This window comes from Leptospira langatensis (assembly GCF_004770615.1).
GTDB classification, from domain to species: domain Bacteria; phylum Spirochaetota; class Leptospiria; order Leptospirales; family Leptospiraceae; genus Leptospira_B; species Leptospira_B langatensis.
Map to the genome: position 1 here is coordinate 56180 of NZ_RQER01000010.1, position 12959 is coordinate 69138.

Below are 12959 nucleotides of genomic sequence, written 5' to 3' on the forward strand. Positions count from 1 at the left end.
GATGTTTCGAGCGCTTTTTTCATCTGTTTTCTACTCCACGTGTGGGCTTGAGTATACTTCTCTTTCCGTTTGCAGGGAATTCTCGGTATAATTATGGCCCGAATAATTCGTATCGTTCTATTTTCGGTTCTGCTTTTCTCCGCCACTCCTGGCTTTTCGGATCAGGAAGGGTTAAGCGATATCGTCCTTACTGACAGGCAAGAACAATACGAGATCACCAACGAAGTTTCTTTCTATGTGGATCAGGAAAAGAAACTAAAGATTGAGGATATTCTTCGTTTAGATGCGGAGAATCAATTTAAGAAGTTAGGCAAGACCAATTTCGGCTTAACGAAGTTTGCATATTGGATCCGTATCCCAATTCGGAATAAATCCAGGAATGTTCGCAATTGGTATTTGGAAGTCCGTCATCCGGTTCTGGATCATGTTGACTTTTATCTTCCGAGCGACCAAGGCTACACGGTAAAGCGTTCCGGCGATAAGATCCCGTTCAAGCTGAGAGAGATCAATCATAGAAATTTTATATTCGAACTTCCTTTAAAGAACGACCAAGGAAAGGAAGAGACCGTTTTTTACATTCGCTCCGAATCCGAGAGCACTGTTTCTTTGCCGATCCAGATCTTAAGCGAGAAAACTTTCTCTAATCTGAATTCGACGGAACAATTCGTATTCGGGATCTATTACGGGCTCATGTTCGTGATGGCTCTTTATAATTTGTTCATCTTCTTTACCGTAAAAGATCTTAGTTATTTCTATTACGTAGTTTATATCTCCGCTTTCGGACTTTTACAGATGAGTTTGAACGGTTTGGCTTTTCAGTATGTATGGCCGAATTCGATCTGGTTAGCGAGTTACGCTCCTACCTTTCTGATCCCACTTGTGACAGCTCTTGCGATCATGTTCTCTCGTCACTTCCTGACCATGTCGGTGTATCTGCCTAGGGCGAACAAGATCCTTCTTGCCGATAGTATATTCGGTTTTTCGCTTACGATCGTCTCTCTTTTTGCGCAGATATCCTCAATACTCTGGTTGATCGCTTTATATGCGATGCATATTGTTCCAACTCTTCTCGCCTGTGCGGTTTATGCATTAAAGAAAGGTTATAAACCTGCGATCTATTATTTGATCGGGTGGCTCACCCTTTTGGTAGGGGCTCTTCTTTACGGACTGAAATCTTTTGCAATCGTTCCGGATATTTTCGTGACAGGCTATGGATGGCAGTTGGGTGCCGGAATGGAAGCTATCTTATTCTCTTTTGCTTTAGCTTCTCGTATCAAGATGATCGAAAAGGAGAAGGAAGACGCGCAAGCGAAAACCTTGCAGATCCAAAAGACCTTAAACGATTCTTTGGAAATACTCGTACATGAACGCACTAAAACGATAGAAGAGCAAAAGTTAGAGATTGAAAGAAAGGCAAAGATGATCGAGAAGGATCTCGCCATTGCTGCAAAGATCCAGATCTCACTTCTTCCTTCCGATCCTCCCAAGTCGCGGAACGTTCGGATCGCATATCGTTGCATTCCTATGCTACATGTAGGTGGCGATTTCGTAGAGCTGATCGCGGATCGAACGGGAAGGGCTTTCGGGGTCTTTATCTGCGATGTTACGGGCCATGGAACGGGAGCCGCAATGGTTGCTGCTATGGTCAAGATGGCTCTTGCGGATTGGGTGGATTACCTGAGCGATCCGGGGCATATGCTCTCTAAGATGAGGGCACAGCTTGTAGGAAAGTTAAATGGTAATTTCTTGACGGCAACTATGATCACCGTCTTTCCCGAGTCGGGACGCCTCTTGATCGCGAATGCGGGCCATCCTGAAACGATTATCATTCGAAAAGCGACAGGGGCTTATGAGATGCATAGACCTTCCGGAGTCGCAATTAACGAGTTCCTATCCACTCCACGTTATCAAACCATTCAGACGGATCTATCTACCGGGGATAAGTTAGTCTTATATACGGATGGTTTGCCGGAAGCTCGTTCCAAGTCCGGAGAGTTTTATGGAGAAGATAGATTCTGGGCTTTACTCAAGGAAAACTCCCAGTATGAGCCGGAACGTTTTTGCGCTCAGGTCATCCGTAAGATACAGGATTTTACCGAAGAAGAGCAGAATTCCCACGACGATATGGCAATCGTCGTGCTAGAATACGTAGGTTAATATTTCTTTCCTCTATAATTCAGGAAAGTTCTGAAGAAGGACCTACTGCATATCCGATATTTTCCTTAGCCTTCGAGAACGGATCATGTTAAGCGAGAATAATAGAGCCAGGGTTTATTGGGATATACTCGTATTTGTATGTATATTCTGGGCCTCGCTGGAATCTCCTTTGCGGGTCGTTCTTTCTTATGATCAGAACATAATCTTAGTCGGGATCTACTTCTTTGTGGATTCCATTTTTGCCTTAGATATACTCTGGAACTGTTTCACCCCCGAATATAAGGAAGGAAAATGGATCTTTGCGAGAGCTCAGGTCCTAAGGGATTATTTTAAGACATGGTTCTTAGTGGATCTGATCGCAGCTCTTCCTTTAGAATATATTACCTTTAAATTATTCGGGATCCAGCAATCCACTCATCCTTATCTCTACCTGCTGCTTGGGATTACCAGGGTCCTAAAGATATTTCGCATATCCGATATTATGCACAGGATCAATCTCGCATTCCAGCCTACCCCTGGTGTATTGCGCCTATTCCTTTTCTCGTTTTGGGCTACCTTGATCGCACATTGGTGTGCCGTAGGTTGGCTATTTGTGGATAATCTCGCGGATTACCAAACTGGCACGGAAGATTATATCAAGGCGTTATACTGGACCGTCACCACTATCGCTACCGTGGGCTACGGAGACATTACTCCTGCTAATAATGTGCAAAGGATCTATACTATTTTTGTAATGATCTTGGGTGCCGGCGTATACGCGACCGTAATCGGTAACATCGCAAGTATATTAGGAAATCTAGATATAGCTAAAGCAGCCCAACTTAAAAAGATGGCGCAAGTGGACTCCTTCTTAAAAGCGAGAGGGGTAACGTCCGAATTACGACGCAAGGTAAGAGATTACTATATGTTCATCATTGATAGGGGTTGGGGAGAAGATGAAGGCCATCTTCTGAACGATCTTCCTATATCTCTAAGGAGGGATGTGAAGATCCGATTGCATAGGGGTCTACTGGAGAAGGTTCCCTTTCTGAAAGATGCGGATCCTGCCTTAGTTACAAATCTCATCTTTTCTCTCAGGCCAACTATCTATTTAAAAGGCGACGTTATTTTTAAAAAAGGGGACATGGGGGATAGCCTTTATATTCTAAGCGAAGGTTCCGTAGATATTATCAATGACGACGGAGTCGTATTCCTAACACTCTTAGAAGGACAGTTCTTTGGAGAACTTGCATTGATCAAAGAAGAACCTAGGACTGCCACAATCCGCACGAACTCGATTTGTGAGATCTATACATTGAGCAAAACAGATTTTAATCGTTCTCTTGAGCTTTTTCCCGAATTTCGTTTGGCGATAGAAAGGTCTGTCTCAAATATAAAAAAACAGTCATAAGAATACAATTCGATCCTGAACTTCCGAAAATACTTGACCTCCTTTGCTTTTCCGCTAAAAACTCTGGCGAATAAAAGGAGAACCTATGCTTCCCGTAATACAAATAAATTATTTAGCAATAGCTGCAGGGATCGTTTCTAATATCGTACTTGGATTCTTATGGTACGGACCGCTTTTCGGCAAGATCTGGATGAAAGAAATGGGCCTTGAGAATATGGAGCCGAATACTAAGGAGATGTTCAAGTCCTTGGGATTTATGGTTTTAGGCTCCTTCTTGACGGCTTTTGTTTTGTCTCATAGCATTCTCGTATGGAAGCCTTCTTCCTGGAATTTGCAAGGAGACGGACCTGGTTGGGTGTATGCGGCTTATGCTGCAGGTTTTACTTGGCTCGGTTTTTATATTCCGTTGCTTTTCGGGTCCGTTACCTGGGAAGGAAAATCCTGGAAATTGTTTTTTATCAACGCGTTCTACTATCTAGTTTCTCTTTCTGCAATGAGTTTCATACTTGCAGCCTGGCCCGCCTAAACTAGACTAACGTATTACTTGCGATCTAAGGATCAAAGTAATCCCTAAAAAGAGGCGAATGACAATCGGATTGTCCTTCGCCTTCTCAATCGAAACTTCCAAATGAAAATCCTATTATCTTACGGATCGGTCCTTCTCGATTGTCTTTAAAAAAATGGCGTAATATCATTCTGCTCCTTCCTGCTACGGTCGGTATCTTAGTTCTTTTAGGCTGGACCTTTGACATAGAACCCTTGAAAAGACCGAGACCAACCTGGGTCGCCATGAACCCTATGTCGGGTCTTTGCTTTATCCTCTCGAGTTTGGCTTTGTTCGTATTTTCCGATCTTAAAAAAGAAAAGAGGGAGCAAGTAATACTTCTTCGGGTCTTCGCTTTCTCTTTGATCGCAGTCGGTTTTAGCAGACTTCTTTCCGTTTTTGGGGCCTTGGATCTTGGAGTCGATCAGATCTTGTTCTCCGACAAATTGGCCAAGGATATTGTGAGCGGAGTGCCGAATCGCATGGCACCGAACACAGCATTCGATTTTTATTTATTAGGATTTTCTTTTCTATTCGCCACTCTGGAAAATCGCTATCTCAAATCGATTGCGAACTATTTAGCCCTGATAGTTATGCTTATCGGCCTATTCTCCGTCATGGGTTATCTGTATCAGGTAAAGGAGTTTTACGGGGTATTGTCCTTTATCCCGATGGCGATCCATACTGCGATCTGCTTTATTGTTACGGCCTTGGTCTTTCTTTTCCAAAACGGGAATTACGGATTTATGCAGGTCTTTACGAGCGGGTATTCTGGAGGAAGGATTGCAAGATTCCTGGCACCTTTCGTGATCTTGGTCCCGGTGATCTTCGGTTTCGTTCGGATCTATCTGCAACACTTGCATCCGGTGAGCGTGGAATTGGGAGTAGGGATCCTGATGACAGGGATCATTCTTTCCTTTTTCACTCTAGTTTGGTTTATCTCTGCGGAATTGAATCGAACGGATCTTGCTAGAACGGAGGCAGAGAACGAACTTTCTCGTTTGAATCATGACTTGGAAAAGATGGTCCAAACTCGGACCATGGATCTTTATAAAAGTGAGAATCGATTTCGTACGATCATAGAACAATTTCCGTATCCTGTCCTGACTTATACTCCGGAAGGAGTGTGTACCGGTGCCAATCTAGCCTGGGAGGACATGTGGGAGACAAGAAGGGATAATTTAGTAGATTATAATATTTTAAATGATCCTCAAATGAGGTCTTCCGGATTGATCCGCTGGGTAGAGAAGGCATTCCAGGGAGAGCCCTCTATTTCGGAGCCTTTTATATATGATCCTAAGGATATCGGAAAGGGGGGAAGGCCTCGTTGGTTGCAATTGATCTTCCATCCTATAAAAAATACGGCAGGAGTCCTTCTCGAGGTCATAACCGTTCAACAGGACATTACTTCAAACAAGGAAGCTGAGAATCAGATCCGGTCCTTGAATAATGATCTAGAAGAGAGAGTCAAGAAGAGGACCGAGCAATTGGAGCTGGCTAACAAGGAACTCGAATCCTTTTCCTATTCCATCTCCCATGACTTAAGGGCGCCGATCCGAGGCATTAGCGGATTTACTCAGATCTTATTAGAGGATTACGGACCTCAATTGGATGCGGAAGCAATGAGGATCATCGGAAAGATCATAGAGAATGCGAAACAGATGGGCCAGCTTGTCGACGATCTACTGGAGTTCTCTAGACTGGGAAGAACGGAGTTAACTGAGAGAGAAGTCCAGATGAAAGACTTGGCTCTCTTCGTATTCAACGAGTTGAAAGGTGCAGAGTTCGACCGAGAGATTAAATTCGAAATTTCTAATTTACCGATGATCAAAGGGGATCAATCGGTCATTCGACAATTATGGATAAATCTGATCTCGAACGCCATCAAATATACTCGTAAAAAGGAAGTCGCTTACATCGAGATCGGGTTTAAACAAGCGGATGAAGAGGTCGTATTCTTTGTGAAGGATAATGGGGCCGGCTTCAATATGCAGTATTATCATAAATTATTTGGGGTCTTTCAGAGACTTCATTCAAATTCGGATTTTGAAGGAACCGGCGTCGGGCTTGCGATTGTAAAGAGGATCGTTTCCCGTCATGGAGGAAGGATCTGGGCGGAATCCAAAGAAGGAGAAGGGACCACTTTCTATTTCACATTGCCGGGTCATTCCGAATAGGAATAGAAACGGTTAGAATTCTACTTGGCAGAGTAGAAAATGATCCGCAAGGTATGAAAGTATTTTGCAGGTATTCAAAAGAAATGAATTTTATTTTTCTCCTTCGCTTCTTAAGGATTGCGATCCTTTCCTTCGTTCTATTACAAAACTGTTTAACTCCTTCCGGAAATATTTTGGAATACAAGGCGCATTTTGTCCAAAGCGATCCGGAGGACATCCAACCGAAGATCCAAAATGGGAAAATCAGAGTCACATATCTGGGAACTAGCTCACTTTTGTTAGATGATGGAGAGACCCAAATATTGACAGATGGTTTCTTCTCCAGACCTTCTTTATTTCGCACTGCGTTCCGAAAAATTTCCTCTAACGAAGAAGAGATCAAATACGTAATGCTTCTCGCAGGAATTAAGAAATTAAAGGCGATCTTCGTTTGTCATTCGCATTACGATCATTCTATGGATGCCCCTTTTATTGCAAAGGAAACCAATTCCAAATTATTCGGCTCCATTTCCACATTGCAAATCGGAAGGGGAGAAGGCCTCCCTGAGGAGCAAATGGCGCTTTTCGAACCTGGAAAAAAGATCCAGATCGGAAAGTTTAGGATCACCGTCCTAGAATCCAAACATACTCCTCCTTTCCGTATATTAGGAAAAACAAATGCTTCTGACCCGAATCGGCCTCATCTAACCGAGCCATTGAAGCAGCCTGCAAAAGCGGAAGACTATATAGAGGGTGGGACCTATGATTTCTTGGTCGAGCACGGAAAGAATTCCTTACTGATCAAAGGCAGCACGAACTATCTAGAAGGAGCTTGGAAAGATCTAAAGGTAGATGTTCTATTTCTTGGAATTGCAATGCTAGGAAAGCTGGATGAAGACTTCCAAAATAAATTCTATACCGAAACTGTAGGAGCCGTTCATCCAAAGATCGTGATCCCTGTGCATTGGGATAATTTCTTCAAACCTCTTAGCGAACCTTTAGAACCGAATTTAAGCATAGGCGACGATGTTAAGAAGGGAATGGAGTATATGATCCAACGTACATCTCAGGACGGGATACAATTTCAGATCTTAAGAGGATTCGGAAGCATTTTGCTATTTTAACGATTTCTTCAGAGCGATACAAGGAATTCGTGTGGAAATCTGACGAAACGCTTTGTAGGATGTCCAACCTAATAATGAATAGGAAGGTATCTTATATATGATGCTTGATTGGAATGATTACCAAACTCAACTCAAGGCCGCAATGACAGAGGTCGCTCATTTGAATCCGGAGATCATTCGGGGATACAGGGGCCTGAGCGACTCCGGCGCAAAGACAGGTTTATTGGACGCTAAAACAAGAGAGTTGATCGCCATAGCAGTGGGTGTTACGCGCCAATGCGACGGATGTATTGTGACTCATGTGGATGCTGCAATGAAACAAGGTGCCACGAAAGAAGAGATTACGGAGGCTCTAAGCGTAGCTATTACAGTGAATGCGGGAGCAGCTCTTGTTTATTCCACTCGGGCCTTGGATGCATTTAAGGCCAAATCAACGACTTGATAAACAGCCATTTATAAAAATGGCAAAGGACCATATTCCATTCTCATTGAAGACGCGAATTTTTTAGTAAGAGGTGAGCATGGTCCTGAATGTCAGATTGATCCTTGGGCGTATTACTTTTTTAGATTTGGGAAGGGAATGGAGCCAATTCGCCTGAGTAAAATCTTTCATTAAGAGCAAGCTTCCATTCTCCAAATGCAAGGATACTTGTTCCTTTGTATTCTTATGCTTAAAGCAAAACTTTCTTTCTGCGCCAAAACTTAAGGATGCGATGATTGGATCTTCACCCAAAGCTTTTTCGTCGTCGCTATGCCAGGCCATTCCTTCCTCTCCATTGTGATAGAGGTTTAAAAGGCAGGAGTTAAACGTATGTCCGGTTTGCTCTTCGACAAATTGCTTGAGCTCTAAGAGCTCCTTGGTCCATGGGAGAGCCTTCTTATCCGTATTTGAATACGAATAGTTATAATTAGAATCCCCATACCAGGCTACTTTCCTTTTGGTTATGATATGCTTCCCGAAGAAAATGGCCTCATCGTTTTTCCAAGCCGTTGACTGTAGTAGACTCGCAAAGTATAGATCTGCAGAAAAAGGGTCTATTAGGATCCCATAATATTTTGCGACCCCATCGTAAGGCAAAAGATTCGCTAGTCTTTGCTTTGGAGATGATCCGACTTCTCCGAGTTTTGTAATCCCATTGACAGCCGGATACAAGAAGGGAAGGTTTCTTTCCTCCTTCATCCTTGCGCCTTCTTTTGCGGTAGCGCATCCACTTGCGCTGCTTCCCAGCCGATCATTGCTATCTTGCGAGAACTTCCCCAATGGTATTCACCGAATTCACCGGAGGATTGGATCACCCGATGGCAGGGGATCAGAAATGCGACCGGATTCTTTCCAATGGCTGTTCCCACAGCTCGGGAAGCATTCGGACGATCTAGTTGTTTCGCGATCTCTCCGTAAGTGGAGAGTTTCCCCATAGGGATCTTAAGAAGAGACTCCCAAACCTTGATCTGAAAATCCGTTCCTTTTAAGTGAAGTTTGATCTTGTTCAACTTCTTCCAATCATAGGAGAAGATAAAGAGCGCGTTTTGTTGGACCATATCCACGGTTTGCGTATAGCTTGCATTCGGGAAGATCGATTTGAGCTCTTTCAGGGACTTTGCATCGTTTTCGGAAAATGTTATATAACAAATACCTTTAGTAGTAGAGGCGACGAGTAGTCTGCCGAACGGAGTCTCTGCGAAACTGTAATTGATCGCAAGACTCTTTCCTCCATTCTTGTATTCGCCTGGTGTCATTCCCTCGATATTCATGAACAGATCGTGTAGTCTGCTCGTTCCGGAGAGTCCGGATTCGAATGCAGTGTCGAGAAGGGAAACATTCTCTTTCAGCATTTTCTTGGCATATTCCAAGGTTGTGTATTGCAGGAACTTTTTCGGGCTCACTCCGGCCCAGTCTGTAAACATTCTTTGGAAATGATGAGGGCTAAGGTGGAGTTGGTTTGCAATCTCGTCCAGAGAAGGCTGGGACTTGAAGTTCTTCCGTATAAAAGAAATTGCTTTTTCTATTCGATTGAAGTCTGTAATTTCTTGGTCTTTCATACACTCGATAATAAGGAGAAAAGTGGCTTATTGAAACCCGATACTTGCTATTTTTACGGTTCAGGGAATAAAATCGATTTGAGTCCCTAAAGAAAGATCTCCAAAAGATATTTTTCTCTTACATTCGAAAAACTAGCTTCAAGCTAGGATTATCCCATCCTTCGAGATGGATTCCAAATAAGATTTCATTTTCTCCCGAAAGAATAGGGATAATTCCGGATTTCCCGAGCCCTTCAAGAAACCGTAGACTCCTTCATGGAACATTACTATAAAGGAGGCAGCTTCCTTTGCATTTACATCTTTGCGGACCAATCCGATTTCTTTCGCTCTGAGAAGCTCTTTTTCCAATTCTTTTATCCAGAGTCTTAGCGCCGATCTTAATCGCGTACGAAATCCTCCGTCCACGGGGGACATCTCCTGCATAAAATTATTCAAAGGGCATCCGTAGCGAAGCAATTCCGGCTTTGTTTCGCAGATATGCATTTGCATCAAGTCCAGGATCCCTTGCAGAGGATTCTCATATTCTCTAAGCGGCAGGATCCATCGATTTAGGATCAGGGGGCGTATCACTTCTTCTACTACTGCGTAACCCAAAAGGAATTTGGTTGGGAACTGGTGATAAAATGCTCCTTTGCTTAGATCCGTTTTCTTGACTAGCTCGTCCATGCTAGTCGCTTGAAATCCGCACTTGAAGAATTTCTCAAAAGCAGCATAGAGAATACGCTCTCTCGTTTTTTGCAGATCCCTGGTCTTAGCCGGCTGTTTTGTTACTTTCTTCATCTTCCGATCTGAGGAGCTTCCTTACTATCTACGGTTTTTCTGTTGGATCCGCAACAAAAAAGGACGAAAGGAAATATTTTTCTTGTAACATACTAAATGGTATGTTAATGAAATGAGTCCGTCGGCCATAATATTGGGCGGCGGAAAAATCAATTGGATACTATTATGTTACCGATCAATTTAATTTCAGTTTTGCTGGCCACACTTGCCGCTATGGTTTTGGGATTTCTTTTGCACGGACCCATTCTGGGTAAGGTTTGGATGAAACTCGCGAATATCGTACCCACGGGAAATGAAAAGTTCTCGGATATGCTACCGAATTTGTTTTGGAACCTAGTCGCAAACTTCGTAACCGCCTACGTGCTCGCGGTCGTATATTTATTCGCGTCCTCTTCTCCTTATTTAACTGGTAGCGGTATTTGGAAAGGTGTGACCTGCGGCATTTGGGTTTGGCTTGGTTTCATCGTGACCTCAACCTCTATGGAAGTGATCTGGATGGGCAAAAAACGTGCGCTTTGGTTATTCGAATGCGGATGCTCGCTTCTCGTCATGGCAGTGATGGGAGCGATCATCGCAGGTATGTAACCCAAGAAACGACTCACTCACTCGATCGAATTTTCCTTCGAGTGCAGGTCCTTCTGGTCTCGGCTATTAGGCATCCTTGATCTAAGAAGTGGAATTCTCGAAGGAGTAACTGAGCGATCACAGGAGTTCCTACATAAATTCCTCCAAGAAATTCGTGTTTGCCGAAATTTTGATTTTGTGTTAGGACGGCAGGGTACCACCGCACCGGCCCCCACCCAACGAGGGTGGGGAGAAAAAACTTTGCCTCCCGGCCCCCTCGCCCGAACCTAAGCAATCCACCATGTCCCTTCCTCACTTAAATCCCGGGATCTTCGCACATATAGATGCCGGAAAAACCACACTATTAGAAAGGATCCTTTTCGAAACGGGCAAGATAACAGCTCCCGGAAGAATAGAAGAAGGGACCACCGAGTCCGATTATCTTCCCGAGGAGATAGAGAGAGGAATTTCCATTCAATCCACAGTGGCTCGGATCCAATATCCGAATGCAGAAGACGCCAGACTTCTTCTGCAATTCGTGGATAACCCTGGCCATTTGGATTTCCAGTCCCAGGCAAATGCTTCCCTTCTTGTGAGCGATTTCGGCCTCGTGCTGATCGATGCTTTCGAGGGCCTCAAGTCCCAAACCTTCCAAAATGTGGAAGCACTTCGAAAGGCAGGAAAACCAATATTATTTTTTTTGAATAAACTCGATCGCCCAGGCGCGGACATATTGACCTCTCTTGTGGATCTGGAAGTCGCCCTGGGAAAGGAGCCCATTCTCCTTTTTAGAGAGGACGGCACAGTTCCCATCCTAAAAGGAGAAGGGCAGGAGGCAGAGTTCCTTCCTTTGCTCGAATGGGATCCTATTCTTTCGGAAGAATATCTAAAGGATCATTCCCTTCTTCCAAAGCTGGCTCTCCAGGGACTGGTAAAGGGTTTTTGGTCCGGGAATCTGTTTCCGGTGCTCGGAGGTTCCGCTTTGCAGGGAAAGGGGGTTCACCAACTTCTTTCTCTTTTGGAGATCCTGGCACATGGCAAAACGGAGAAGCCGGTTCCTTCTTCCAAAAGCAAGGATGGGATCGCCATCGTCTTTAAGAGAGAAGTGCATCCTGAGCTTGGAAAGCTTCTTCACTTTCAGGCCTTGGCTCCCATTCGGATCGGCGAATCCGTATTCTTTGGAGAGAAGGAGTATAAGATCCAAAACTTGTATCGGATTTCCGCAAGAGATTACGAAGAAGCTACCGAGGCTGAGGCAGGTGAACTCTTGGCCACCACCTCCTTCTTATTGCCGAAGCCGGGAGATATACTTTCGAGACATAATGCGCCAAATGCTAGCTTATTGTCGCCTATCCGAAAGCAATTCCAGATCTTGCTCGAACCGGAGAAAGGAGAAGACAGAGATGAACTCTGGCAGGCTCTCCAAGATCTGGCATGGCTGGACGAATCCGTCTCGGTAGATATACTTTCCGATACGGGGCAATTTCGTCTATCGGGCACGGGAGAGTTGCATTTAGAGATCTCTCTTTCGCGACTAAAGGAGAGTTTTACAAAAAGCTTTCAGACTAGTGGAATCAAGGTTGCAAGATTCGCTCTATGGAAAAATTTGGTTCAAAAGGTCGCATTTCAGCATACCGCGTTCGATCATAAGATCTCGAGCGGACAGGTGCTCGCGTCCTTGGAAAGCTCTCACAGCTTTTCTAAGGGAGTGCGGTTTAATGTTCAGTTACCCAGTTCGGTTGAAGAATCTATCACTTCCGCTTTTGACGAAGTGATGGCAAAGGGAAAAGAAGGAGAAGAAGTTCTCGGTCTTTCCATGGTCATCGAATCCTACGAGCCTCCTCCGGGAGCGAACGTGGATGAACTGTCTTCTTTGATCAAAGTAGCTGTCATCAAGGGATTAAAAGACATAATTCCGAATTATTCGGAACTCATTGGTCCTCGATCCGAGTTAGAGATCCTTACACCGGATCTTTACCTCGGTGATATCTTGGCGAGTTTGGCTAAGAGAGATGTGAGGATACGCAAGGTCACTGCGGTGACCGAGGGACGCCAATTGATCCAAGCAAGCGCTGCTACGCAAAACTTGCTTGGCTTTAGCGGTGTCCTTAGAAATATGGCTCAGGGAAGGGGCGTCCTATCTTTGGACTCCCTTTTTGACTTTGATAACCATTCTGTATTGTTTTAAGAAACCGACCCGTATT

General features: G+C 44.2%; 11 protein-coding genes. 8 read left to right on the plus strand and 3 right to left on the minus strand.

Annotated elements, in window-relative coordinates:
- Positions 1 to 93 precede the first annotated feature (93 nt).
- From EHO57_RS14500 to EHO57_RS14525, 6 genes are all read left to right on the plus strand, one after another.
- Entirely contained in the window at positions 94 to 2157 is a 2064-nt protein-coding gene (locus tag EHO57_RS14500; protein ID WP_135646001.1) for a 7TM diverse intracellular signaling domain-containing protein, read from the plus strand.
- 85 nt (positions 2158 to 2242) lie between these two features.
- Positions 2243 to 3547: a cyclic nucleotide-binding domain-containing protein gene (locus EHO57_RS14505; protein ID WP_135646000.1), complete on the plus strand. Its 1305-nt coding sequence runs from the start codon at positions 2243 to 2245 to the stop codon at positions 3545 to 3547.
- Positions 3548 to 3632: 85 nt separating this feature from the next.
- Entirely contained in the window at positions 3633 to 4073 is a 441-nt protein-coding gene (locus EHO57_RS14510) for a DUF1761 domain-containing protein (protein WP_135645999.1), read from the plus strand.
- Between the two features lie 140 nt (positions 4074 to 4213).
- On the plus strand, positions 4214 to 6268 hold the full coding sequence (locus tag EHO57_RS14515; protein WP_135645998.1) for a sensor histidine kinase: 2055 nt from the start codon (positions 4214 to 4216) through the stop codon (positions 6266 to 6268).
- An 83-nt stretch (positions 6269 to 6351) separates the two neighbouring features.
- On the plus strand, positions 6352 to 7371 hold the full coding sequence (locus EHO57_RS14520; RefSeq protein ID WP_135645997.1) for an MBL fold metallo-hydrolase: 1020 nt from the start codon (positions 6352 to 6354) through the stop codon (positions 7369 to 7371).
- Between the two features lie 97 nt (positions 7372 to 7468).
- On the plus strand, positions 7469 to 7813 hold the full coding sequence (locus tag EHO57_RS14525; RefSeq protein WP_246050710.1) for a carboxymuconolactone decarboxylase family protein: 345 nt from the start codon (positions 7469 to 7471) through the stop codon (positions 7811 to 7813).
- Between the two features lie 63 nt (positions 7814 to 7876).
- Here EHO57_RS14525 and EHO57_RS14530 read toward each other — a convergent pair whose 3' ends face one another.
- The 3 genes from EHO57_RS14530 to EHO57_RS14540 all read right to left on the minus strand — a co-directional run bounded on the left by EHO57_RS14530 (position 7877) and on the right by EHO57_RS14540 (position 10191).
- Positions 7877 to 8551, minus strand: coding sequence for an alpha-ketoglutarate-dependent dioxygenase AlkB family protein (locus EHO57_RS14530; protein ID WP_135645996.1), 675 nt, complete (start codon positions 8549 to 8551; stop codon positions 7877 to 7879).
- Complete coding sequence (locus EHO57_RS14535) at positions 8548 to 9396, minus strand: bifunctional helix-turn-helix domain-containing protein/methylated-DNA--[protein]-cysteine S-methyltransferase (RefSeq protein ID WP_210410045.1); 849 nt, start codon at positions 9394 to 9396, stop codon at positions 8548 to 8550. Before EHO57_RS14535 ends, EHO57_RS14530 begins: the two co-directional genes overlap by 4 nt.
- 153 nt (positions 9397 to 9549) lie before the next feature.
- A complete protein-coding gene (locus tag EHO57_RS14540) occupies positions 9550 to 10191 on the minus strand; it encodes a TetR/AcrR family transcriptional regulator (RefSeq protein ID WP_135645994.1) in 642 nt (213 codons plus the stop codon).
- A gap of 165 nt (positions 10192 to 10356) precedes the next feature.
- Here EHO57_RS14540 and EHO57_RS14545 point away from each other — a divergent pair, with 165 nt between their 5' ends.
- Both EHO57_RS14545 and EHO57_RS14550 read left to right on the plus strand, forming a co-directional pair.
- Complete coding sequence (locus EHO57_RS14545; protein ID WP_135645993.1) at positions 10357 to 10776, plus strand: DUF1761 domain-containing protein; 420 nt, start codon at positions 10357 to 10359, stop codon at positions 10774 to 10776.
- 280 nt (positions 10777 to 11056) lie between these two features.
- Complete coding sequence (locus EHO57_RS14550; RefSeq protein ID WP_135645992.1) at positions 11057 to 12943, plus strand: elongation factor G-like protein; 1887 nt, start codon at positions 11057 to 11059, stop codon at positions 12941 to 12943.
- Positions 12944 to 12959 lie beyond the last annotated feature (16 nt).